19 protein-coding genes and 1 tRNA gene are annotated in these 24,750 nt (G+C 68.4%); 9 read left to right on the top strand and 11 right to left on the bottom strand.

All coding sequences use genetic code 11. The features are described from left to right. Positions 1-16: 16 nt before the first annotated feature. The 4 genes from glxR to ASC87_RS11295 all read right to left on the bottom strand — a co-directional run bounded on the left by glxR (position 17) and on the right by ASC87_RS11295 (position 4,569). A complete protein-coding gene (glxR, locus tag ASC87_RS11280; protein ID WP_056661035.1) occupies positions 17-910 on the bottom strand; it encodes a 2-hydroxy-3-oxopropionate reductase in 894 nt (297 codons plus the stop codon). A gap of 30 nt (positions 911-940) precedes the next feature. Then, positions 941-1,723 carry a 2-dehydro-3-deoxyglucarate aldolase gene (garL, locus tag ASC87_RS11285; protein ID WP_056661038.1) on the bottom strand — a complete coding sequence of 261 codons (783 nt, stop codon included), beginning with the start codon at positions 1,721-1,723 and terminating at the stop codon, positions 941-943. A gap of 187 nt (positions 1,724-1,910) precedes the next feature. Next, positions 1,911-2,651: a FadR/GntR family transcriptional regulator gene (locus ASC87_RS11290; RefSeq protein ID WP_056661041.1), complete on the bottom strand. Its 741-nt coding sequence runs from the start codon at positions 2,649-2,651 to the stop codon at positions 1,911-1,913. A gap of 136 nt (positions 2,652-2,787) precedes the next feature. Continuing rightward, on the bottom strand, positions 2,788-4,569 hold the full coding sequence (locus tag ASC87_RS11295) for a pectate lyase (protein WP_056661045.1): 1,782 nt from the start codon (positions 4,567-4,569) through the stop codon (positions 2,788-2,790). Positions 4,570-4,846: 277 nt separating this feature from the next. Here ASC87_RS11295 and ASC87_RS11300 point away from each other — a divergent pair, with 277 nt between their 5' ends. From ASC87_RS11300 to ASC87_RS11320, 5 genes are all read left to right on the top strand, one after another. Further along, positions 4,847-5,665, top strand: coding sequence for an NAD(P)-dependent oxidoreductase (locus ASC87_RS11300; RefSeq protein ID WP_056661048.1), 819 nt, complete (start codon positions 4,847-4,849; stop codon positions 5,663-5,665). Further along, a complete protein-coding gene (locus ASC87_RS11305) occupies positions 5,662-6,555 on the top strand; it encodes an SMP-30/gluconolactonase/LRE family protein (protein ID WP_056661051.1) in 894 nt (297 codons plus the stop codon). Before ASC87_RS11300 ends, ASC87_RS11305 begins: the two co-directional genes overlap by 4 nt. A gap of 14 nt (positions 6,556-6,569) precedes the next feature. Continuing rightward, positions 6,570-7,550: a TRAP transporter substrate-binding protein gene (locus tag ASC87_RS11310; RefSeq protein ID WP_056661054.1), complete on the top strand. Its 981-nt coding sequence runs from the start codon at positions 6,570-6,572 to the stop codon at positions 7,548-7,550. A gap of 113 nt (positions 7,551-7,663) precedes the next feature. Continuing rightward, complete coding sequence (locus ASC87_RS11315; protein ID WP_369820755.1) at positions 7,664-8,092, top strand: TRAP transporter small permease; 429 nt, start codon at positions 7,664-7,666, stop codon at positions 8,090-8,092. Further along, entirely contained in the window at positions 8,083-9,366 is a 1,284-nt protein-coding gene (locus ASC87_RS11320) for a TRAP transporter large permease (protein ID WP_056661057.1), read from the top strand. Before ASC87_RS11315 ends, ASC87_RS11320 begins: the two co-directional genes overlap by 10 nt. Before the next feature lie 168 nt (positions 9,367-9,534). Here ASC87_RS11320 and ASC87_RS11325 read toward each other — a convergent pair whose 3' ends face one another. Continuing rightward, a complete protein-coding gene (locus tag ASC87_RS11325; protein ID WP_056661283.1) occupies positions 9,535-10,839 on the bottom strand; it encodes a glycerate kinase in 1,305 nt (434 codons plus the stop codon). Positions 10,840-11,015: 176 nt separating this feature from the next. Here ASC87_RS11325 and ASC87_RS11330 point away from each other — a divergent pair, with 176 nt between their 5' ends. The 3 genes from ASC87_RS11330 (at position 11,016) to ASC87_RS11340 (ending at position 17,446) form a co-directional block, all read left to right on the top strand. Then, positions 11,016-12,977, top strand: a complete 1,962-nt coding sequence (locus ASC87_RS11330; protein ID WP_056661060.1) for a glycosyl hydrolase family 65 protein — start codon at positions 11,016-11,018, stop codon at positions 12,975-12,977. A 559-nt stretch (positions 12,978-13,536) separates the two neighbouring features. After that, entirely contained in the window at positions 13,537-15,102 is a 1,566-nt protein-coding gene (locus ASC87_RS11335) for a hypothetical protein (RefSeq protein WP_235582139.1), read from the top strand. Between the two features lie 121 nt (positions 15,103-15,223). Beyond that, on the top strand, positions 15,224-17,446 hold the full coding sequence (locus tag ASC87_RS11340; protein WP_056661062.1) for a LamG-like jellyroll fold domain-containing protein: 2,223 nt from the start codon (positions 15,224-15,226) through the stop codon (positions 17,444-17,446). Positions 17,447-17,521: 75 nt separating this feature from the next. Here ASC87_RS11340 and ASC87_RS11345 read toward each other — a convergent pair whose 3' ends face one another. The 6 genes from ASC87_RS11345 to rsmB all read right to left on the bottom strand — a co-directional run bounded on the left by ASC87_RS11345 (position 17,522) and on the right by rsmB (position 23,873). Next, on the bottom strand, positions 17,522-18,622 hold the full coding sequence (locus ASC87_RS11345; protein WP_056661065.1) for an ABC transporter substrate-binding protein: 1,101 nt from the start codon (positions 18,620-18,622) through the stop codon (positions 17,522-17,524). A gap of 211 nt (positions 18,623-18,833) precedes the next feature. Then, positions 18,834-18,909 (bottom strand) — tRNA-Phe (locus ASC87_RS11350). Between the two features lie 25 nt (positions 18,910-18,934). Then, positions 18,935-19,636, bottom strand: a complete 702-nt coding sequence (locus ASC87_RS11355) for a response regulator (protein WP_056661067.1) — start codon at positions 19,634-19,636, stop codon at positions 18,935-18,937. 21 nt (positions 19,637-19,657) lie between these two features. Beyond that, positions 19,658-21,922, bottom strand: a complete 2,265-nt coding sequence (locus ASC87_RS11360; RefSeq protein ID WP_056661070.1) for an ATP-binding protein — start codon at positions 21,920-21,922, stop codon at positions 19,658-19,660. 22 nt (positions 21,923-21,944) lie between these two features. Then, a complete protein-coding gene (locus ASC87_RS11365) occupies positions 21,945-22,553 on the bottom strand; it encodes a DUF4390 domain-containing protein (RefSeq protein ID WP_235582140.1) in 609 nt (202 codons plus the stop codon). A gap of 9 nt (positions 22,554-22,562) precedes the next feature. Further along, the gene (gene rsmB, locus ASC87_RS11370) at positions 22,563-23,873 is read right to left on the bottom strand and encodes a 16S rRNA (cytosine(967)-C(5))-methyltransferase RsmB (protein ID WP_056661292.1); all 1,311 of its coding nucleotides are present in this window, start codon (positions 23,871-23,873) and stop codon (positions 22,563-22,565) included. Positions 23,874-24,012: 139 nt separating this feature from the next. Between rsmB and folE the strand changes: the two genes are divergently transcribed. Then, positions 24,013-24,741, top strand: coding sequence for a GTP cyclohydrolase I (gene folE, locus ASC87_RS11375; RefSeq protein ID WP_056661073.1), 729 nt, complete (start codon positions 24,013-24,015; stop codon positions 24,739-24,741). Positions 24,742-24,750 lie beyond the last annotated feature (9 nt).

A 24,750-nucleotide genomic window follows, 5' to 3' on the forward strand; every position in this document is an offset into this window, starting at 1 on the left:
GGGCAAACGCCGGCGGTCAGGCTGCGTCGGGCGCCACCGGGTGGTCGGCCATCAGCTCGAGCGCGCGCACGAGGGCCGAGTGGTCCAGGTCCTTCATGCCGTTGGCCGCGCAGGTCTGCATCAGCTGGGCGGCACCGGCCGTCTGCGGCAGCGCCACACCCAGTTCGCGGGCGCCGGCGAGCGCGAGGCTCAGGTCCTTCTGGTGCAGGCCGATGCGAAAGCCCGGGGCAAACGTGCGCTTGATCATGCGCTCGCCATGCACTTCGAGGATGCGCGACGAGGCGAAACCGCCCATCAGCGCCTGGCGCACCTTGGCGGGGTCGGCCCCGGCCTTGCTGGCGAACACCAGCGCTTCACCCACGGCGGCGATGTTCAGCGCCACGATGATCTGGTTGGCCACCTTCGTGGTCTGGCCGTCACCGTTGCCGCCCACGAGCGTGATGTTCTTGCCCATCAGCTCGAACAGCGGCTTGACGCGCTCGAAGGCCGCCTCGGTGCCACCGATCATGATGGTCAGGCTCGCGGCCTTGGCGCCCACTTCCCCGCCGGACACCGGCGCGTCGAGGTAGTCGCAGCCCAGGTCGTTGATCTTCCTGGCAAACGTCTTCGTTTCCATCGGCGAGATGGAGCTCATGTCGACGACGGTCTTGCCCTTCGCGAGGCCGGCGGCGACGCCGTTGTCACCGAACAGCACGGTGGCGACGTCGGGCGTGTCGGGCAGCATCAGGAAGATGATGTCGGCCTTCTGCGCGACCTCGGTGGCGTTGGCGCACGACTTGGCGCCGAGGGCCGTCAGGTCGGCCGGCACGGTGCGCCGTGTGTGGACGTACAGCTCGTGGCCGCCCTTGATGAGGTTGGTGGCCATGGGCGTGCCCATGATGCCCAGACCGATGAAACCCAGCTTGCTCATGTGTGTGTCCTGGAAAAAGGGTGGAAAGGGTCAGGGGCGGTACTTGTCGCAGAGGGCCTGCGTGGCGGCACGGAACACGCCCAGGTCGCTGCCCACCGCGACGAATGTCGCGCCCATGTCGAGGTAGCGGCGCGCGTCGGCTTCCACCGGCGCGAGGATGCCGATCGGCTTGCCGTGCTGGCGCGCGGCGGCGAACACCCCGGTGATGGCGGCCTGCACCTCCGGGTGGTTGGCGTTGCCCAGGTGGCCCAGGCCGGCGGCCAGGTCGGACGGCCCGACGAACAGGCAGTCGACGCCATCCACCGCGGCGATGTCGGCCGCGGCGGCCAGGCCGGCGCGGCTTTCGATCTGCACCGCGACGCAGATCTGTTCGTTGATGCCGGTGAAGTAGCCGGGCACGCTGCCGTACCGGTTGCTGCGTTGTGACACCGACACCCCGCGCACGCCCTGCGGCGGGTAGCGGGTGGCGGCCACGGCGCGCCGTGCATCGTCGGCGCTTTCGACGAACGGCACGAGGAAGTTGTAGAAACCGGCGTCGAGCAGCCGCTTGATCTCGACGGTGTCGTTCTGGGACGGCCGGACCACCGGTGCGCTGGGGCTGTCCTTCAGTGCCATCAGCTGCGGGATGAAGCTGATCACGTCGTTGGGGGAGTGTTCGCCGTCCAGCAGGATCCAGTCGAAGCCGGCCACGCCCAGCACCTCGGTGGTGATGGGGTTCGCCAGCGAACACCAGCAACCGATCAGGCGTTTGCCCGCGAGCAGGTCTGCGCGGAGCGAGTTCGGGAAGCTGGAATACGGGGTGACGGACGTCATGGGCGGACCTTCAAAACGCGGGCAGAGAACCCGTTGTATGTCATCGTACAACCTGAGCTGCCACCCTGCAACCCGTGGCAACCCCAGGGAATCCCTTGGTTGTTAACGATACAAAAAATGACCGAGATCACCGGGAAATCCGTTGCTGAACGGGTCGTTGGAGATCGGCATGCGCCGGGACGACCGTTCAGGCGTCTCCGGCCAGCGCGGCCGCGCGCCGGCGGCGTTCGCGGCTGTTTGCCAGGTGGGTACGCATCGCGGCGCGGGCCGCTTCGGGGTCCTGCGAGGCGATGGCGTCGTAGATGCTTTCGTGTTCGCCGTTGACGCGCCTCAGGTAGCTCAGCTTCTCGGCATCCGCGGAGACGGATGGATCGAGCCTTGCGCGCGGAATGGCCGTCATGCCGAGTGCCCCGATGAGGTCGGTGAAGTGCGGGTTCTGCGTGGCGCGCGCGATCTCGGAATGGAACGCGAAGTCTGCGGTGACCGCATCGAGGCCGGCGCTGACCGACGCGGCGAAATCGTCGAGGGCCTGGCGCATGGTGGTGAGGTTGGCTTCGGTGCGCCGCACGGCGGCGAGGCCCGCGGCCTCGGTCTCCAGGCCGATGCGCAACTCGAGCACCGCGATGATGTCGCGCAACGTGGCGAGTTGTTCCGGCCCGATGCGGAAGGCGCTGGCATCGCCGAGGCCCACCACGAAGGTTCCAACACCGTGGCGCGTCTGCACGACACCGGAGGCCTGCAGCTTCGACAGCGCTTCACGGACCACGGTGCGGCTCACGCCGAACTCGTCCATGATGGCCGCTTCGGTGGGCAGTTTCGCGCCGACAACGAGGGCGCCTGCGCGCACGCGCTCCACCACCGCGTCGACTACGTCGAGTGCAAGGTTGCGGGGCTTGGTGCGTCGTGTGGCCAGCGTGGGCGTGTTCATCGATTTCCTCTTCATGACGGATGTGCCAGGGGTGCGAAATCGATGTATGACGACCCCTGACAGTCGAACTGTAGCAAAGCCCGTGTGGAGGGCGGCCGCCGGCACCTCGGCGCCGCAGATCACACGGGCCTGTGGCTCACTTCACCGGGGAGACATAGGCAACGAGCTTTGCCATGTTGGCCACCCAGTTGCTCGTGGAGATGCCGAGCGGACGATCCTTCTTCGTGTATGGCGCGATCTCCGGTGCTTCGAGCGAATCGTACGGCGACGTGTCGTACACATCACCGACGTGTTTGCTGCGATAGGCGGTGCCGGTGTACGGCGTCGACGGCCCGTCGCCGCGGTACGAGTTGGTCACCTGCGGCAGCGGCGTCAGCCAGTGGTTCTTCGTGCCGAGGTCGTCGATGATCGCCTTCGCGGCGGCTTCCGTCACGTCGGGTGTTTTCATCACCGCGTTCGTGAACAGGTCGGCGAAGTCGACTTCCCGGATCGAGAAGTACTTCGGCAGTGGACGCGGCGTGGTCACCTTCAACGGCGAGTTCGCCACCATCTCGGCGATGGCCGCGTCGGTCATGCCGTTGAGCTGGTCGTACGTGGCCTGGAGGCCCGTGATGTTGATGGGGCGGCCGGCAGAGTAGTGGCTGATCGTGTTGGTGTGGTCGTAGTCGTGGAAGTACGCGCCGTTCTCGATGTTGGAGCCATACCGGTGGACGAAACGCCCCTGGTTCGTGCCGAGTTCGATGAAGGTCGGGTGCGTGCGGCCGGCCAGCAGCGGGTTGTCGGCGATCTGCTGGGCGGTGAGCTTGCAGCTCTCCAGCCAGGCGATGGCCTCGGGCACGCGGGCCAGGTACTTGCGGTCGCCCGTCACGCGGAAGTAGTTGAACAGCTGCTGCACGTTCGTCTGCGTCGTGTGGGTTGCGAGCGAGCGCGGCTCGTAGCTGCGCGCGCCCGCCGGTGCGCCTGCCACTCGGCCGTTGCGATCTGCCGCCAGGTGTTGCAGGCCCCAGCCGGCCTGGGGGCCGGGCTGTTGCAGCGTGCGCAGGCATTCCATCGCGCGGGTGATCGGGGCCACGAGGCGGGTCTCGCCGAGGCCGGCCACGCACATCAGCAGGAACTTGATGTTCTCGCCGGCCACGTCGTCGTTGAACGTGACCATCGTGGTGTAGTCGCCGTCTTCCATGCCGGCGATGGCGCCGGTGGGCAACTGGCCCGGGTTCGGCAGCGCCATCGACGAGATTGCCGCCGGCTGGACGGGCCAGCGCTGCGGCCAGCCGCCGTCGGCCACGCCGCCCTGGAACTGTGCGGCCAGCACGAAGTCGATTGCCTTGTCGACGGCGGGCTTGAACTGGGCGTCCTTCTTCTCGAGGTAGACGCGCAGCAGGAACTGCGATGACACGGCGGTGCCGGCGTCATCGAACGTGGCGTTGCCGTAGAAGTGCTGGAACTCCTCGAGGCGCCAGCCGTTCTTGCCGATGGTGTCGTACCAGTGCTTGAGCGACTCCTCGCCCGCGAAGTCATGGATGTAGTTCCAGCCGCCGGCTGGGTGCTGCGCGCTGATCAGCGCCTGCGCGGTGCGCACGGCGGCGTTGTAGAAGAGTTCGTTGCCGGTGGCGTGGTAGGCGTCGAGGAAGGCATGACCGGCGGTTGGGGTGCCGGGCGGCTGGATCCAGCACATGCTGCGCTTGGCCTCCATCTCGCCCCAGCTCACGGACAGGTCGGGGAGGTACTGCCACACGTAGCCGCCGCGGTAGGACACGTTCTGGTCCATGTGTTCAGCGGCGCGCTTGAGGGCGTCGAGGGCGGCGCCCCGGGTGCCGGTGGTGGACGGGTCGGGCTGGGCGACGTCGTCGTCACCGCCGCCGCACGCTGCCAGCGCGATGGGCGCCAGGCTGGACATCACGAACATTCTGCGTTTCATGCTTCTCTCTCCTCTGGGTTGGACAAACGCCGCGGTTGCGGCAACAGACCCTCTTGTTGTCAGTCATCGTATGACCTGAGGAGATCGCGTGCAATCCTTCACGGATTCGGACAAACCCGCAGGTGTTGTGAGGGGCGCATTAGGGTAACCACCACAGGACCTTGCCTTGACTTCAGGGGTCCGCTCGGCGACGATTGACCTCGTTGTACGACAACCTACAACGCGGCCAAAAGGCTCTGCAATGGGTTATCGTGCGTGCCGCACAACGAAGATCACCATGCCAGCCACCACCTGCTCCATCCGTTTTCCTCGCCTGCTGCTGACGGGCGCCGCCGGCGGGCTCGGCCGCGAACTGCGCACCCGCCTGAAGCCCCACTGCGACGTGCTCCGCCTGTCCGACATCGCCGACCTCGGCGCGGCCGCCCCGGGCGAAGAGCTGTCCGTCACCCCGCTCGAAGACCGCGCGGCCGTGCTGAACCTGCTCGAAGGCGTGAGCGCCGTCGTCCACCTGGGCGGTGTGTCGGTCGAAACGCCGTGGGACCCGATCCTGCAAGCCAACATCGTCGGCACGTACAACCTGTACGAGGCCGCTCGCAAGCAGGGTGTGCGCCGCGTGGTGTTCGCCAGCTCCAACCACGTCACCGGCTTCTACCGGCAGGACGAAGTGATCTCCCCGGCCGACCCGATGCGCCCCGACGGGCTGTACGGCGTCAGCAAGGCCTTCGGCGAGAGCCTCGCCCGCTTCTACTTCGACCGCTTCGGCATCGAGACCGTGGCCCTTCGCATCGGCTCGTCGTTCACCGCCCCGCGCGACCGCCGCATGCTCGCCACGTGGATGAGCTACGACGACCTCGAGCGCCTCGTCGTCGCGTCGCTGACCGCCCCGGTGGCGGGTTTCTCCGTCATCTACGGCGCGTCCGACAACCGCACCAAATGGTGGGACAACACGTCGGCCGGCCACATCGGCTACGTGCCCCAGGACAGCTCCGAACAGTTCCGCGCGGAAGTGGAGTCCCGCCAGCAGGTGCTCGACTTCAACGACCCCGCCGTGCTGTACCAGGGCGGCCCCTTCGTGCGCACCGGCCCCTTCGAATGACCACCGTGTTCGCCGTCTCCGACCTCCGTGACCAGGTGGGCGAAAGCCCGGTCTGGTCCGTGGCCGAACAGGCCTTGTACTGGGTCGACATCGAAGGCCGCCAGATCCGCCGGTACGACTGGGCGTCGCGTTCGGTGCAGAGCTGGGCCACCGATGAACGCATCGGCAGCATCGTGTTGCGCGAAGGCGGTGGCCTGGTGGCGGGCATGGAATCCGGCGTGTTCGAGATCGACCTGCCCGCCGGCAACCCGCACGCCGCCGAACGCCTGCTGTTCCCGATGACGTTCCCGCAGGCCGGCATGCGCTTCAACGACGGCCGCTGCGACCGCGACGGCCGCTACTGGGTCAGCACGATGGTGCGCGACATGTCGCTCGCCGCCGCCGTTGGCAGCCTGTACTGCGTCACCCGTGCCGGCATCGGCGAGCCGCTCGTGAGCGGCCTGATCACTGGCAACGGCCTGGCCTTCTCGGCCGACCGGCGCCACCTGTTCGTGTCGGATTCGCACCCGAACGTGCAGACCATCTGGCGCGCGCCGCTGTCGGGCGATGGCACGATGGGTGAGCGCGAAATATTTGTCGACATGAAACCCCTGCCCGGCCGTCCCGACGGCGCCGCCGTCGACGAGGACGGGGGATACTGGATCTGCGCCAACGATGGCGGCCAGGTGCATCGTTTCACGTCAGATGGCAAGCTCGACCGGTCGATCGCCGTGCCGGTGTCCAAGCCGTCGATGTGCGCGTTCGGTGGCCCCGATCTCGATCAACTGTTCATTGCCTCGATCCAGCCCCCGAGGCCCGTCGAGGGTTACGATGCCGCCCGCGATGGCGCGCTGTTTGTCACGCGGCCGGGTGGGCGCGGTATCGCTGAAGTTCCTTTCCGCACACGTTGAACTGGAGTCCCTGCATGAAAAACATCACCCTGCGCCTGCGTACCGGCGTCCTCGCCGCCGCGCTGGCTTGCGTCGGCTCGTTGGCCAGCGCCACCGAGTTCCGTTCGTCGGACATCCACCCTGACGACTACCCCACCGTGCTGGCGGTCCGCCACATGGGTGAACTCGTTGCGAAGCGCACGAACGGCAAGCACACCATCAAGGTGTATGCGAAGTCCGCCCTGGGCATCGAGAAGGACACCATCGAGCAGACCAAGCTGGGCGCGCTGGCCATGACCCGCGTCAACGTGGCGCCGATGAACAACATCTGCCCGGAAACCACCGTGCCGACGATGCCGTTCCTCTTCAACAGCAAGGAGCACATGCGGCACGTCCTCGACGGCCCCATCGGCGACGAGATCCTGAAGGCCTGCGCGGCCCAGGGCTTCATCGGCCTCGCGTTCTACGACAGCGGCGCCCGTTCGATCTACTCCGTCAAGAAGCCCATCAAGACCATCGCTGACACGAAGGGCCTGAAGGTGCGCGTGCAGCAATCCGACCTGTGGGTCTCGCTGCTCGAGGCCATGGGCGCCAACGCCACGCCGATGCCCTTCGGTGAGGTCTACACCGCACTGAAGACCGGCCTGATCGACGCCGCCGAGAACAACTACCCGAGCTACGAGAGCTCGCGTCACTTCGAAGTGGCGAAGTACTTCTCGAAGACCGAACACTCGATGGCCCCCGAGATCCTGTTGTTCTCGAAGAAGATCTGGGACACGCTGACCCCCGACGAGCAGAAGATCTTCCGCGAGTCCGCCAAGGAATCGGTCGGCTACATGCGCAAGCTGTGGGACGAGCGTGAAGAGAAGTCGCTCGCGACCGTCAAGGCCGCTGGCGTCCAGATCGTCGAAGTGGACAAGGCATCGTTCCAGTCGGCGATGAGGCCGGTGTATGACAAGTACCTTCAGGATCCGAAGCTGAAGGCCATGGTCGCACGGGTGCAGGCCACGAAATGACCGTCGCATCGCATTCCCTGGTAGCTCCAATGACCGCGTCTCCGCCGCCCAACCTGTTCACGCGAACTTGCAGTTTCATCGCGAAAACCTGCTTGAACATCGGCGTGGTCGGCATGGTGCTGCTGGTGATTGCGGTGCTGTACCAGGTCTTCGGTCGTTACATCATGAACGACACACCCACGTGGGCGGAGACCATCGCGATCCTGCTCGTGCTGTACGTGACGATGCTCGGTGTGGCAGTGGGCGTCCATGACGCCGGCCACATCGGCCTCGAGTCGTTCCTGGTGCTGGCCCCCGAGTGGCTGCGCCTGAAACTCGAGATCCTGATCCACGCGCTGGTGCTGGTCTTCGGCGTGGTCATGGCGTGGCAGTGCGGCATCCTGGCCGAGTCGGTCATGGCGTACAAGCTGCCCACGCTGGGCATTTCCGAGGCGTTCAGGTACTTGCCGGCATCGTTGGCCGGCGTCCTCATCGCACTCTTTTCGTTTGAACACATTGTTGCGCTCGTGCGTGGCACCGAGGTTGAGCCCGCATGGCACTGACAATTCTCTGCATCACGTTCGCCCTGCTGCTGCTGCTGGGCGTTCCGGTCGCGTTCTCGATCGGCCTCTCGTCGCTCGCGACCATCCTGTATGAAGGCTTGCCGCTCGCGGTGGGCTTCCAGCAGATGATCTCCGGGATGAACCCGTTCTCGTTCCTCGCGATCCCGTTCTTCATCTTTGCCGGTGAAATCATGATGTACGGCGGCATTGCCGACCGCATCATCGCGCTGGCCAAGAGCCTGATGGGCCATGTGCGAGGTGGTCTCGGCATGAGCAACGTCGTGGCCTGCACGCTGTTCGGTGGTGTCTCCGGTTCGCCGGTGGCCGACGTGTCGGCCATGGGCGCGGTGCTGATCCCCCAGATGAAAAAAGAGGGCTACCACGCTGACTACGCCGTCAACGTGACAACCCACGCCTCGCTCGTGGGCGCCCTGATGCCCACCAGCCACAACCTGATCATCTTCGCGCTCGCCGCGAGCGGCAAGGCGAGCATCTCGACGCTGATCCTGGCGGGTGTCCTGCCGGCCATCCTGCTGACCCTGTGCAACCTGGGCGCGGCGTACCTGGTGGCGGTCAAGCGCGGTTACCCGGCCGGTGAATTCCCGGGCTGGGCCATCGTGGCCAAGTCGTTCGGCCAGGCGCTGCCGGGCCTGTTCGTGGTGGTGATCATCATCGCGGGCATCCTGTCGGGGGCGTTCACCGCCACCGAATCGGCTGCAGTCGCCGTGCTGTGGGCGCTGCTGCTCACGGTCATTGCCTACCGCACGCTGACCATGGAACAGTTCATCCGCTCGGCTGCCAAGGCGGTGAAGACCACCGGCGTGGTGCTGCTGCTGATCGGCATTTCGTCGATGTTCGGGTACCTGATCGGCCTGTATGGCGTGGCGGAGATGACGGGCACTGCCTTGTCGAACCTCTCCACCACCCCGTGGGTCATCTTCCTGGCCGTCAACGTGATCCTGTTCGTGCTGGGCACGTTCCTCGACATGGCCGCCACGATCCTGATCTGCACGCCGATCTTCCTGCCCATCTGCCAGCAGTTCGGCATGAGCACCGAGCAGTTCGGCATCGTGATGCTGATCAACTGCGCGCTGGGCCTGAACACGCCGCCCGTGGGTACCACCCAGTTCATCGGGTGTGCCATCGGGGGGGTGTCGGTGGGCACGGTGATGCGCACGATCTGGCCGTTCTACGGCGCGCTGATCCTGGCGCTGATGCTGGTGACCTACGTGCCGGGCTTCTCGATGTGGTTGCCGAATCTCGTCTTGAAATAAGGCCCCCCAGTCGCTTCGCTCCTGCCCCCAAGGGGCGCCCGCGGTCGCCCGGGGGACCCGGGCTCGGCGGTAGCTTGATCTGCGGCTTCGCTTTGCTCGCCTGATCTGTTCTGTTCGGCAAAAGGCCCGCTTCGTGCGGGCCTTTTCAATGGCGTGGGTGAACGGGGATCAGAGGATCAGGAGTGCGCGGAAGTCGTTCACGTTCGTGAACGTGGGGCCGGGCACGACCAGGTCGCCGAGGGGCTTGAAGAAGTTGTAGGCGTCGTTGCGGTCGAGGTGCTCGTCGGCCTTCAGGCCGAGCGCGGCGGCGCGGGCGAGGGTGTCGGGCGTGACGAGGGCGCCGGCGTTGTCCTCGATGCCGTCGATGCCGTCGGTGTCGGCGGCCAGCACGTACACGCCGGGTTCTCCCTGCAGCGCGACGGCGCAGCCCAGCAGGAACTCGGTGGCACGCCCGCCTCGGCCCCCCTTGGCTTTCACGGTCACGGTGGTTTCACCGCCGCTCAGCAGCACGCAGGGTTTGGCGAACGGCTGCCCGCGGCGCGCCACCGCGCGCGCCAGGGCCGCATGCACCTTGCCCACTTCGCGCGACTCGCCCTCGATCTCGTCCGACAGGACGTGAGCCTCGATGCCCGCCGCCCGCGCGGCCGCTGCCGCGGCCTCCAGCGACTCCTGGGGCGTGGCGATCATGTGCACCGTGTGGCCGTCGAAACACGGGTCACCCGGCTTCGGCGTCTCGAACGCGCCGGACTCGAGCCCCGCGCGCGCCGCCGGCGGCACGTCGATGCCGTAGCGCGCGAGGATGGCGAGGGCGTCGGCGCACGTGGTGGTGTCGGGCACCGTGGGGCCGCTGGCGATCACTTCGGGCGCGTCACCGGGCACGTCGCTGATCAGCAGCGTGACCACGCGTGCGGGCGCGCACATCGCCGCGAGCCGCCCGCCCTTGATGGCCGACAGGTGCTTGCGCACGCAGTTCATCTCGTCGATGGCCGCCCCGCTCTTGAGCAGCGCCTTGTTGATGGCCTGCTTGTCTTCGAGTGACACGCCGGCGGCCGGCAGCGACAGCAGCGCCGAGCCACCGCCGGAGATCAGGCAGAGCACCAGGTCGTCTGCCGTCAGGCCGTGGGTGAGCGCCACGACGCGCGCGGCCGCGTCGCGGCCGGCGGCGTCGGGCACCGGGTGCGCCGCCTCCACCACCTCGATGCGCCCCGGAGCGGCCCGGTAGGCAGGGGGGACATGGTCGTAGCGGGTCACCACCAGACCGGAAAGAGGCGCATGCTGCGGCCACAGGGAATCCACGGCGTGGGCCATGGCACCGCCGGCCTTGCCGGCGCCCAGCACCAGCGTGCGGCCCTTCGGCGGCGCGGGCAGGTAGGCCGCGGTGACGTCCGCGGGCAGTGCGCGGGAGACGGCCGTGTCGTACAGCGCGCGCAGGAACGCGGCGGGATCGGTGTGCGGAGACGGGGTGTGCATCATGCGTTGCATTTTCGATGGCCTCGCGCCCGAAGCCCAGAGTTTTCTGAGCAGCCGTGGGCCACTGGGAACACCGATTGCCGAGACGGGCTCATCCCGTTGCCCTTCGCTGCCCATGCCCCACCTCCTCCCGTTGGCCACCCTCACCTCCGTTGCCCCGTCTGCCCCGTGGAGGTTCCATGGCCGGCGCTGACGCGACGGCCGCCGATGAGGTGAGCATCGCCCCGGGTGACCGCGCCGACGCCGCGTCGCGCACCCTGTCCTTCGGCCTGGGCAACGGGGTGCTGTTCGTGCTCGCGGTCGACCCCGAGGTGGCGTTCGGGCACGAGGGGCCGTCTGACCCCGTGTGCTTTTTTGCCGGAGGCCGCCTGATCGATTTGCCGAATGGCCTCGCGTTGAGCTGGCGCCACGACGGCGAGGCGGCGTGGTTCCGGCCCCGGCCCGACCAATTCCTGCGTTGCGAACACCGCCTGCGGCTGTCCGAGGGCGTCGCCGTGCGCGAAGCGCTGGTCCAGGACGATGCCGGCAGGCAGACGCTGTGGCGCGAGACCCGCCTCGTGAGCCTGGCGCACGCGCACGTGGTGTTGCTCCGCTGGGAACTGACACCGCAGAACTGGTCCGGCCCCATCGTGGTCCGCTCGCTGCTGGACCTGCGCGCGCAGCGGCAGGCGGCCCATCATCCAGCGTGGGCCCATGGCGGCGAGCCCCATGACGTGCACGACCTGCTGCCCGACGACGGCCTGGCTGTGCGTGTGACGGGCCCCGGTGCCGGCCAGGCCCTGCGCGTGGACGTGAGCCTGCGCACCTCCGGCGCGCCGTGCCGCCAGGCGGGCCGGGCCCACGACCACGACCAGAGCTACCAGCAGCGGCGCGTCGAGCTGCCGCCCGGCGCGGCCGTGTGCATCGACGTGGCAATGACGGTGGTCGATGCCGGCGTCGCGCCGGTCACGGTGCCCGCGTTCGACCCGGAACTCGAACGGCACCGTGCGGCTTGGCAGGGCCTGTGGTCGCGAGTCCAGGTGTCGGCACCGCAGGACGTGCCGCTGGAACGCGCCTGCCGCTTCAACGCCTTCCACCTGCTGCAGGCGGTGTCTCCGCTCTCGGTGGGGCGCGACGTGGGCCTGCCGGCCTGGTCCGCGCCCGACGGCGCCCCCGGCCACGATGCCTGGGACGAAACGATGGCGCTGCCGTTCTACAGCCTGCACCTGCCCGCCCTGGCCCGCGAACTGCTGAACCACCGCGCCCGGCGCCTGGGGCCCCAGTCGGCGCGGCCGTGGCATGGCGCTGCGCCCATGGCCGCCTGGCGGCACCACCTTGCCACCCGCGACCGCGCGCTGCTCGAACATGCCTCCGGCGATGTGCTGGTGGCCGCCGCCCGGTTCTGGGCCGACCGTGCCGCGTCCGAGCGTTCCCTGGTGGCAGCCTGGGCGTTGCGTTGTGCCGCCGGCCTGCGCGACCACCTCGACGAAGCCGCGTGGTCGCGGCTGTGCGCCCGCGTGCAACTGCAGGCGCACGAACCGGCGCTGTGGCACGACCTCAGCCGCAGCGTCACCGTGCCATGGCACACCGGCGGGGTGCTCGCGCTGCCCGGCGGGGACGGCGCTGACACCCTGATGCTGCTGCACCTGCTGGGTGAGGACGGTGCCAACGACCTGATCGCCCACGCGGGTGGCCGACCGGCCGCCGGCTGGTACGCGCGCACCGTGCACCACCACATCGCCGCAAGCGCGCCGGCCACGGCCGTGTCCCGTGTGGTTCGCGCCGGTGTGTTGGCGGCCGTGGACCCGGCCGCCTCGTGGGCGAACTTCCATGTGGCCTTGCATGCCCCGCAGAACGAACGTCCGGCGCTCGACGATGGCCTCTCGTTCGGTGCGATGGGGGGCGTATGGGACGTGCTGCTGCGCCACTACCTCGGTCTCCAGCCCGAGGCCGATGGACTGCGCCTGCGGCCGCGGCCGCCCGATGCGCTCGACCGGGTCTCGGTGCGGGTGTGCCTGGCGGGCCATTGGGTGACGGTGCAGTTGCAGGGAAAGGAACTCACGCTGCACACCTCGGCCGGTGCCCGTCCGTTGGCGCTGCGATTCAACGAGCAGTTCCACGAGGTGGGGCCCGAGTCCACGTGGTCGATTCGTTGTCGCTGACCCTGTGACAGGGGGCTACGCGAAACGGCCTCGACACCTGTGACGCCATGAGCCCCTTCGGGGAGACCTGGCGGAGCGAGCCGGCGCGACGCCGGTTGTCCCCCATCGCGCCCGCGTCCGGCCTTCGCATGACATTCCGTTTCCGCGACCCGACGAACGAGGAGCGCCCCTGTCGGGTGCCGGCAAGTCCACGCAGGCCAACCTGCTGGACGAGTCCTTGCACGCCTCTGGCCACCACGCCTTTGTGGTGGACGGCGTGGATGCCGAGTGAAGGTGTGACAACGTGTTCCGAGTCGCCCGCTCGGAACCGGCGCCACCCGCCCGCGACGACACCGATCACAGCGGGACCGCCAGGGGCCAACGACCGTTCTGTGACGGATCGCGGGCACCACACCGCGACACCGCGGACAACGTATCGACACAGTGCAACACGGCCTCCTCATGGATCGGTCATGACGATCGCCCCGTGTGGCCCCCATGATCGCGGCCTGGCCTCCCGCACCACGGGCGTGCCGGCAAGAAGAGCACCCACCCGCCACGACAACTGTCAGAGGAAGACATGAAGCGCACGCATCGCAAGACCCTGATCGCCGGTACCGCCACGGCCCTACTGTGTGGAAGTGCAGTTCCGGCGTTCGCCGCCGATTGGCCGAGCGGCTTTGCGAAGTGTGCCAACGAACGCGCCACCTGCGCCGTTGGCGCGAGCTCGCGGCAGGTCTCCTATGGGGCCCAGGACAAGTGGAACATCAAGACCCTGTCAGGCAATGTCGCGTGCACCAACGCCACCTTCGGCGACCCGATTCCCGGCAAGAAGAAGGCATGCGCGATCGGCCCGGCACCTGCACCTGCACCTGCACCTGCACCTGCACCTGCACCTGCACCTGCGCCTGCGCCAGCGCCAGCGCCAGCGCCAGCGCCAGCAGCCTGCGACCCCCTGGCGCAACGTGTTCGCACGACCAGCGTTGCCGTGGGCGGCAGCGTCTCGCCGAGCGACGAGTACACCCCGTCGGTGATTGCCCCGCGCGCCGACGGCACGTCCGTCCTGGCCTGGACCGACAGCGCCGCCCGGAGCGTGCGCATGGCCACGCTGACCTCCAAGGACGCACTCAATCGCACGCTGCCCGGCGTGGCCGGCCTCGAGGTCCACGCCGCATTGGCCACCTCCAATGGCATCGCCCTGGCGGTCGTGGCCAACGACCCCGACATCTACTCGCCCAAGTACTGCCAAGGCAGCAGCACGCCGAACAACAACGTGTGCGGCAAGATGGACCTGGTTCGGCTGGACGCCAACGGCAACCCGCTCACGCGCACCACGCTGACCAAGAAGGGCAACGCCGACAGTGACGGCGCGCAGTTCATCTGGTGGTACGGCCATACGGCGCGGCTGGCCACCGATGGCTCGAAGATCGCGGTCTACTACCGGTCGGCGATGTCCACCGCCCGCCCCAACGTGGCCGGCGAGGTCGACATCCACGCGGGCGACACGCTCAAGTTCGTCGACCTCGCCAACGGTGCCCTGCTTTCCGGCGGGTGGGACTGGGGGTGCAGCCACAGCTGGTCGGTGCGCACGGCCTACGATGGCAAGCAATGGGCGGCCGCCTGCCACGGCGACGGTTTCCCCAATGCGATGCAAGTGGGACGCTTGTCCACGCCCACCGCGGCACCCAGCTACCTGCAGTGGCTGGGCGACACCGACCCCGCGACCCGCGCCCTGGGCGGCATGGTGCCTGCCAGCGATGGTTTCTGGATCAACTACATCCAGTCCGACAACGGCAACCTCTCCCTGCGGCTGGCCAAGGCCCCGAGCAACGGCTCGGCCTTGCTGCAACAGCGCACCATCACGGCCGCCACGTCACTGGACAACGCCTATCCGTTCCGGCCCTACATGGCCGCCTACGGCACCGGCAAGTTGCTGATGGGCTGGAAGGCCTCCGGACGCCTGGTGCTGGCGGTAGCCGATGCCACCACCGGTGCCGTGCTCGAAGGCCCCGTGGCAACGTCCCTGAACATCGATCAGTTCCAGGACATGACCACCGCGTCCAACGGCGACGTGCTCTGGGCACACAGCAACGGAGGGGGTGTCGTCGGCGTCAACCGCGTTGCAGCGTGCAAGTTGACCAACTGACGACGAGGGTGAGGTCCATCGAGCCGGCCGACACTGCGACGGCAGGTCGCCGGCCGAGGTGGGCCCCGCCTTTGCGGCAGAATCCCGAGCCACAGGAATCACGAAGTACGAAGGAGTCCCGATGACCAACGAACGCCACACCGTCGCTGCCGCCAGCGACGCGCCGGATGCCCCCGAGCGCCGGCTGCTGCTGCGGGGCCTGAGCACGGTGCCCCTGTTGACGACGCTGGCGGCCTGCGGCGGTGGTGGCGGTGGGGTGGCAAGCGAGACCGGGACCGGGGCCAGCACCTCCTCCGACACCGCGGAGGGAACGGCCCTCCTCGAAGAAGCCAAGCCGGCTGCGGCTGGCACGAGTGCCCGCACCTTCGCCCACCCCGGCCTGCTGCATACCGAGGCCGACTTCACCCGCATGCGCGACAAGATCGCCAAGGGCGAGCAGCCCTGGGCCGATGCCTGGGGGGCGCTCACGCGCAGTGGCCGCGCCCAGCTCGGCCGGGCCCCCACGCCGCTCGAGACCGTGATCCGCGGCGGCACCGGTGAGAACCACCGTGCGATGGTCGAGGACATGCAGCGCGCCTACCAGTTCGCGCTGCGCTGGAAGGTCTCGGGCGACACCGCCTACGCCGACCTGGCGGTGACCTACCTGAACGCCTGGTCCTCGACCATGAAGGTGCTGACCGGCAACAACGACCAGATTCTCGCCGCGGGCCTCTATGGCTACCAGTGGGCCAACGCCGGCGAGATCATGCGCACCTACCCGGGGTGGGCCGCCGCCGACCTCGCGCGCTTCCAGAAGATGCTGGTGGATCTCTTCTATCCGTGGATCAGCGGCTTCCTGGTCAACCACGCCGGCTCGAAGATCACCAACCACTGGGCCAACTGGGACCTGCAGGCGATCTGCGGCATCCTGGCCATCGGCATCTTCTGCGACCGCGCCGACCTCTACGCCGAAGCCATCGCCTACTACAAGACCGGGCGCGGCAACGGTTCGCTGCCGCACGCCGTCCACTACGTGCACCCCGGCCACATGGGCCAATGGCAGGAGAGCCCGCGCGACATGGGCCACACCACGCTGGGCATCTCGCTCGGCAGCATGTTGAGCGAGATGGCCTGGAACCAGGGGGACGACCTCTATGGCCTGTGGAACAACCGCCTGCTCGCCGGGGCGGAGTATGTGGCCAAGGCCAACCTGAGCGATGCCTCGGGCGTGCGCTACATCGTGCCGTTCACACCGTACTCCACCAACAAGGGCACGTTCACGGCCGCGGCCACCGACGGTCCGAATGCACGCCCCGCCTGGGAAGCGATCTACAACCACTACGCCAACCGCAAGGGCCTCTCCACGCCCTACGTCGCCCGGATCGCGGCGTCGTTGCGGCCCGAGAAGCTGGATTGGGTCGGTGACGAACCCGGGTTCGGCACGCTGCCCTACAGCCGCGACCCCTACAAGGACCTGATCGCGCCGAGCGGGTTGGCCGCCAACGTCATCGCCGGCCGCGTGGTGCTGTCCTGGTGGGGCAGTGCGCGGGCGAGCAGCTACAACGTCAAGCGCGGCAGCTCGGCCAGCGGCCCGTTCTCCACCATCGCCACGGTCACCGACCCGCGCACCCATGAGGACAACCCCGGTGCGGGGGCCTGGTACTACGTCGTCACGTCGGTCGGGGACGCCGGCGAGAGCCAGCCCTCGAGCGTGGCACGTGCCGCCACGTCGCCAGAGCTGCTGGGGCTGTGGCCGCTGAATGCCGGGAGCGGCACGGCCGCCACCGACACCACGAGCCGGGCGCGGCACGGCACGCTGGCCGGCGGGGCGCGCTGGGGCACCGGCCGCAATGGTGGCAACGCCCTGTTGCTGGACACGAAGGGCGCGCACGTGGCGCTGCCGGCCGACGCGCTGGCCCAGGTCTCCGACTTCACGATCGCCGTGTGGGTGTACTGGAGCGCGGCCGCGACCAACACGCGCATCTTCGACTTCGGCACGAGCGACATCGCCTACATGGCGTTGATCCCGCGCGACTCGGGCGGCAAGCTGCGGTTCACCGCCACGCGGAGCCAGTTCTACGGCGAGCAGAACGTTGTCTCGACCGAGGCGCTGCCCACCGGGCGCTGGGTGCACGTGACGGTCAAGCTGTCGGGCACCGTCGGCAAGCTCTACGTGGACGGCGTGCAGGTCGGCGAGGGCAGCGGCATCGTCGTCACGCCGTACCAGCTCGGCAACACACCCAACGCCTGGCTCGGCCGTTCACAGTACGGCGCCGACCCCAGCTTCAACGGGCAGCTGCAGGACCTGCGCATCTACAACGGCGCGCTGGGTGACGCCGAGATCGCTGCGCTCGCCAAGGCCTGAAGGCGGCCGCACCACCCCGTCACCCGGGCGGGTGACGGGAATCCATGTCGGATCAGCCTGACGGCAGGCAGGGCCTCAACGCTGGAAGCGGCCGTCCGGCCCCACGATCGAGAGGTCGGCGTAGTCGAGGCCCGTGTGGTCGGTGGGGCTGAAGGTCAGCTCCAGGCCGCCCAGGTCGTAGTGGTTGATCGTTTCCAGCGCGCGGCGCAGCTTGTCGCGCGTGGGTTGCGGGCTCGCGCGGCGCAGGCCTTCCACAAGCACCTTGGCCGACACGTACCCCTCGATCACGCTGGGGGTCAGTTCCACCTTCGCGGCCTTGGCGAGTTCCATGGCCTCCTTCACCAGGGGGGACGCGATGGAACGCTCGTACGGGAACACCTGGCTCACGATCACGCCGCGGGCCACGGGGCCCAGGTCCTTGATGAAGCCGGACGACGCGTTGTTCGACAGCGTGACCATCTGCGCCCGCGAGCCGGCAGCGCGCAGCGCCTTCATGCCGTCCACCACCGCGGTGCCCGAGCCGATGAACATCACGGCCTGCGGGTCGGTGGCGACGATCTTCGGCATGATGGGGCCGAAGTCGGGTTTGCTGCGGTCGTACTTCTCGAGCGCGAGCGGCTGCTTGTTGACGGCGGTGAGGCCCTTGAGCGCACCACCAACGGCGTCGGTACCGAACGAGTCGTCCACGTGCACGATGGCGATGCGGTCCACGCCGATGAGGCTCAGGTGGGCGATGGCCCGTTCGGCTTCACGCCGGTAGGGGGCCCGCACGTTGAATAACCAGGGGTGCACCGGGTTGTGCAGCACCATCGAGCCGGTGCACGGCCCCACGAGCGGCACCTTGTGCTCGGCCAGCAGCGGCATGATTGCTTGCGAGTGCGGCGTGCCGCGGTTCAGGAACAGCGCGATCACCCCCTGGTCGATCAGCTGGCGGGCGTTGTCGGCCGCCAGCTTCGGATCGAACTTGTCGTCGAGAGAGATCAGCTGGATCTTCTCGCCATGGACACCGCCGCGGGCGTTGACGGCGTCGAAGTAGAGCTTGGCGCCCTGGTTGGCATCGAGCACGCTGGCCGACACGGCGCCGGTCTGCCCGGCAGTCTGCCCGATGCGGATGTCCGCCCACGCGGGGCCCGACACGACGGCCCAGAGGGCTGCGCACAACGCAAATTTTTTCATATGGCGATTCACCGCGGAGCGGCGCTGCTGTGACGAACTGTGAAGCACCATACCTGATCAGCAAGGCCCTCGCCTGGGAGGTCGGCCGGCATGGGATCCGCGTCAGTACCGTGTTCAAGTCAGGCCGGTTCGCCATGAAGGGCGGCTGATCGACGAGCGGATGTAGAAAAGCCCCGGGCACTTGCGTGCACGGGGCTTTCTATGACGATCTTGGTGGCCAAGGGCGGAATCGAACCACCGACACGCGGATTTTCAATCCGCTGCTCTACCAACTGAGCTACTTGGCCAAGAGCCTGAGAGTATAGCCTGTTTTCAGAGCCCGCCGCTACGTTTGTTGCGAGAGAGATCCACGCCCAGTTGCTTGAGCTTGCGGTAGAGGTGCGTGCGCTCGAGGCCGGTCTTCTCGGCCACCCGGGTCATGCTGCCGTTTTCCTTCGACAGGTGGAACTCGAAGTAGCTTTTCTCGAAGGCGTCGCGGGCCTCACGCAGCGGGCGGTCGAGTTCGAACACCTGCTCGCTCTGGGGGCCGATGGGCAGCGTGGACAGCGGCAGCGAGTTGGCGGGGGCCAGCGCGGATTCGATGGTCACCAGGCCATCGAGCCGGGTGGTGAGGGGTTGCGGGCTGGCCGGGCCGGGTTGCGGACGCGGTGCGGGCTTGGCGAGCGCCTGCTCCACGGCGCGCAGCAGCTTCTGCAGCGTGATCGGTTTCTCGAGGAACGCGACGGCGCCCACCTTCGTGGCCTCCACGGCGGTGTCGATGGTGCCGTGGCCCGACATCATGATCACGGGCATCGTGAGCAGCGACGTGGCGCCCCACTCCTTCAACAGCGTGATGCCGTCGACATCGGGCATCCAGATGTCCAGCAGCACGAGGTCGGGACGCACCCGTTCCCGGCAGGCCCGGGCCTGCGCTGCGTTTTCCGCCAGCTCGACGCTGTGACCCTCGTCGGTCAGGATCTCCGAAAGCAGGGCGCGGATGCCCAGTTCGTCATCAACAACAAGAATGGTGGCCATGGGTCCTCGGTGCGCCCGGCATCAAGCGGTTGCAGGGACAGCGGAGGGGCTGTCTGCCGGCGCCAATTTTGAAAATGATATCGAAACTTGGGCACCGGCAATACCCTGCCCTCCTTCGGCGTCCGCCGGGAGGTTGGCCAGGCGGATGCGTGCCCCGTGTTCGTCGACGATCTTCTTGACCACCGCGAGGCCCAGGCCCGTGCCTTTGCTCTTCGTGGTGACGTAGGGTTCGAATGCGCGTTTCAGCACTTTTTCGGGGAACCCCGGCCCATTGTCCAGCACTTGCAGCCGCACGGCCCGCAACTCGCCCTGTTCGTTGCGTGCCACCTCGGTGCGCAGGCGCACGTGGCCGTCGGGCTGGTCGGTGACGGCGTCGAGGGCGTTCTGCACGAGATTGTGGATCACCTGCCGCAGCTGGGTGGTGTCGCCCACGATGGGGGGCAGGCCGGCGGTCAGCTCGGCCTTCAGGCGCCCCGATTCCTGCGCGGTGGCGTAGAGCCCGAGCACCTCGCTCGCCAGCGCGTTCAGGTCGAGCGACTGCAGGCGTGCCGACGGCAGCCGCGCGTAGTCGCGGAACTCGTTGACGAGTGTCTTCATCGCCTGCACCTGGTTCACGATGGTGCCTACCGACCGCACGAGCATCGCCTGGTCGGTGCCTTCGAGCTTTGATTCCAGCTTGTGCTGCAGGCGCTCGGCCGACAGCTGGATGGGGGTGAGCGGGTTCTTGATCTCGTGCGCCAGGCGCCGCGCCACCTCGCTCCAGGCCTCGGCGCGCTGGGCAGACACCACCTCGGTGATGTCGTCGAACACCATCAGGCGGCCCGCATGGGGCATGGCCGCACCGCGCACGAGCAGCGTCACCTTGTCGCGCTCCATCGCGTTGGCCGACCCGGTCTGCAGGTCGAAGGCGTCCTGCCAGTGGTCGCGTTCGCCCGCCTCCGGGCTCGTGCGGTGCAGGTCGAAGCGCTGTTGCACGGCATTCGCGAATTCCTCGAGGCCGGGCACGTCACCGAGCGGCCGGCCTCGGTACGCCGACAACGGGAGCCGCAGGATGCGCGTGGCGCCCGGGTTCACGGTGTCGATGCGGCCGTCTTTGTCGAACACGATGACACCGGCCGTCAGGTTGTCCAGGATGGTCTGCAGGTTCGTGCGCGCGGCCTCGAGCTGCGACAGGCTGCGCTGCACGAGTGACCGGGCATCCGACAGCTGACCGGTCATGTCGGCGAACGAACGCGTGAGGCCGCTCAGTTCGTCGGTGGCGGCCAGCACCTGTTTCGGGGTCAGGTCGCCGCGGGACACCTGTCGCACGCCATCGGCCAGCACGAGCAGTGGCCGCGCCAGCTGGTTGCCGAGCGTGACGGCCAGCAGCAGCGCGCCGAACACCGCGAGGATCAGCGTGAGTGTCAGCGTGCCGATGTACATGCGCCGCAGGCCGTTGCGCGCGAGCGCGCGGGCCTGGTACTCGCGGTACGCCGCCTGCACCGACAGCGCGTTGGCCACCACCTGGCTCGGCAGCAGCTGGGTGACCATCAGGAAGCGGTCCTGGGCGTTCAGCGAAAAGCTGCTGTTGGGCATGTGCGCCAGTGCGCGGATGCGCGCCTCGTTCGACCCGCTCGGGTTGTCTTCGTCGAGCCCTTCGAGCTGGCCCACCACCCGGGCGCTGCGCGCCTGCCGCATCTGCGCGGTGGACGGGCGCTCGGGCGCGAAGCGGGCCGTGCGGCCGGTGGTGGCAAGCACCTGGCCGCTCGGCCCCAGCAGGGTCACCTCCTGGGCCGACAGTTGTTCGCGCAGCCGCTCCAGCGCGATGGGCTGGATGGCCTGGCCGGCGTCACCGAGGCGTTCGGCCGCCAGGCGGGTCTTGGCGGCGAGTTCGTTCACCTGGGTGTCGAGTGTGCCGCGGCCGAGGCTCAGGCCGGCTTCGAGGGCCCCTTCCACCTTCAGGTCGAACCAGGTCTCGATGCTGCGCGCCACGAACTGGTACGACACCGTGTAGATCAGCAACCCGGGCAACACCCCCACCATCGCGAACACGAGGGCCAGCCGCATCAGCAGCCGGCTGCCGAACTTGCCGCGCCGCACCCGCATCAGCAGGCGCACGCCGGCGATGCCGATCACGAGCATCAGCAACCCGGCCACGATCACGTTGACCCAGAACAGCCAGACGTAGTGGTGCTCGTAGAGGCCGCGGCTGTTCGTGGCGAGGGACAGCAGGAACACGAGGACCAGGCCGGTGCCGATGACGGCCACCAACGAAATGATCCACGCCCAGCGGGAGGCTTTGCTCATGGTCGGACGGACACGCGCCGGTTCAGTTCAACCGGCGCGACCGTTCGGCACGCAACGACCAGTCGGCCTGGCCGCCGATGCCGATCTGCATGGGGCGGGGCATCTGGCTGGTGTCGAGGGCGTAGCGGAACTCGACGTAGTGGCCATCGCCATCGAGCTGCGACGGCTCGGCGATCTTCCAGTTCACCGAACTGCTGAGCGACGCCAGCGCGTCGGCCAGGTTGTCGTGGTTCTGGTTCAGGCCGCCGAACGTGACGCGGTACTTGCGCGTGAGCGGCTGGTAGGCGAGCCGCCAGGTGCGGACGGCTTCGTTCACCCGTTTGTCGCGCCAGTACCAGCGGTCGCGGAACACCGCGGCCTCGGCCACGAACACGAGCGGCACGCCCTTTTGCAGCGCGTCCTCGACGGAACGGGGCAACTCGAACTTGGCCGAGAACGTGAGCTGCAGCCCTTCGTCGGTGCGCACCAGCTCGAACGCGGTGAGGTTGACCCCGTCGGCCCGCACCGGCCCGGCCATCAACAGGGCCAGCGCGCACAACAACGCCAGCACGGCCGCGCGCAGCCCGCCCGTCCGGTGCGGTGCGCCGTGGCGGAACCCGATTGATGGAAGGGGCCAGTGGATCCGGAGCACGCGGCAGGGTCAGGGCAAGGGTTTGGTCAGCAGGGCGTAATAGAAACCGTCGGGCGACGCCCCGGCATCGGGCGCGTCTTCCACGGCACGATTGTCGGGCCCCGGCAGCAGATGACCGGGAGAAGGTGGCCGGCCCACAAGGCTGAGCCCGCCCTGGCGTTGCAAAAAAGCGTCGATTCCGGCGTCGCCCTCGGCCCGGAACACCGAACAAGTGCAGTAGACGAGGCGGCCGCCCGGTTTCAGCAGTGGCCACAGCGCGTCGAGCATCGCAGCCTGGGTCTCGGCCAGCGCCGGGATGTCCGTGGGGCGGCGGAGCCATCGCACGTCGGGGTGGCGGCGCACGATGCCCGAGGCGCTGCACGGGGCGTCCAGCAGGATGGCGTCGAACGCCTGGCCGTCCCACCAGGTGTCGGGTTGCCGGGCGTCCGCCGCCGCGGTGCGGGCGACAAGGCCAAGGCGGTGCAGCGTGTCGTCCACCCGGCGCAGCCGGTCGGCATCGCTGTCGAGGGCCAGCACGTCGAGGTCGGCCAGCTCGAGCAGGTGGGCGGTCTTGCCACCGGGGGCGGCGCAGGCGTCGAGCACCCGGGCCCCCGGGGGCAGCCCTCCACCGAGCAGCAGCGGGGCGGCCAACTGGGCGGCGGCGTCCTGCACCGACACGTCGCCGTCGGCGAAACCGGGCAGGTCCGACACGGGCGCAGGCCGGCCGAGGCGAACGGCATGCGGACCCACCACCGTGCCCTCGAGCCCCGCGGCCGCGAGGCGCGCCACGTACGCCTGCGGCGTGGTGCGGCGGGCGTTGACCCGCAGTGTCATCGGCGGGTGGTCGTTGTCGGCCTCGAGCACGCCGCGCCACGCGCTGGGCCAGTCGGCGCGCAACCGGTCGATCCACCAGCGCGGGTGGTTCAGCGCAGCCACCGGGTCGGCCTGCACCGCGGCCACGACGGTGTCGCGGTCGCGCAGGAACCGGCGCAGCACCGCGTTGATGAACGGGGCGCTGGCCCGGGCGGTCTGCTTGGCCGCCTCGACGGCCTGGTTGACCAGGGTGTGCGGGGCGTAGCGGGCGCCGGTGTCGTCGCCGGGCCACAGCAGCGCCAGCGCCGTGGTGAGGAGCGCGTCGACGTTGGGGGCGGGCGCCTTGGGCGCGAGGTGCTGGCGCGCGGCCTGCGCGCCGCCCAGGCGCCGCAGCACCTGGAACGCGAGGGCCTGGGTGCCGGGCCGGGCCGCGGGCGGGCAGCGGTCGAGCACGTCGTTGAGCGACCGGCCGGCACGCACCGCCTGCAGCGCGGCAGCGGTGTGGACCAGCAGGGTCGAGAGGGGCAAGGAAGGCGTGTTCACCCACCGAGTCTATCGGCCCGGACCCGGGGGCCCGGGGCGGCAGAAAGAAGAGCCCGGGACCCCGGCGGGCACGGGCGCGCCGGGGCGGTCACAATCTGGACTTCAGAAGTAAGAGGATCGAGCCATGTCCGGTGAGCCCACCGCCCCCATCTTTCGCAGCGAGGAAGAGCTTGCGAAGCTCAGCGCCTCCGAGCGCATCCGTTACCGGCTCGTCGGCGCGGACTGCCGCTACCACGCGAACGACAACATCGCGGCGTTCATCCGCCCGGGCGAGATGGACGAGCTGCGGTCCGAGGTGGAAGCCAAGATGCAGGGGGTGCTCGAGTCCCTGGTGATCGACACCCAGAGCGACCACAACACCAACGAAACCGCGCGCCGCGTGGCCAAGATGTTCCTCACCGAGGTGTTCGGCGGCCGGTACGTGCCCATGCCGCTGGTCACCGAGTTCCCGAACGTCGAACGGCTGAACGAGCTGATGATCGTGGGCCCGGTCACCGTGCGCAGCGCCTGCTCTCACCACCTGTGCCCCATCATGGGCAAGGTGTGGATCGGCATCCTGCCGAACGAACACTCGAACCTGATCGGGCTGTCGAAGTACGCACGCATCTGCGACTGGATCATGAGCCGCCCGCAGATCCAGGAAGAGGCGGTGACGATGCTCGCCAACGAACTGCAGGAGCGGGTCAAGCCCGACGGTCTCGCCATCGTGATGGAGGCCGACCACTTCTGCATGCAGTGGCGCGGTGTCAAGGACATCAACTCGAAAATGACCAACAGCGTGATGCGCGGGGCGTTCCTGAAGGACCCGAACCTGCGCCGCGAATTCCTGTCGTTGATCGGGCAACGCAACTGAACCCAACGG

The sequence above is a fragment of the Rhizobacter sp. Root1221 genome, assembly GCF_001425785.1.
Lineage (GTDB): Bacteria > Pseudomonadota > Gammaproteobacteria > Burkholderiales > Burkholderiaceae_C > Rhizobacter.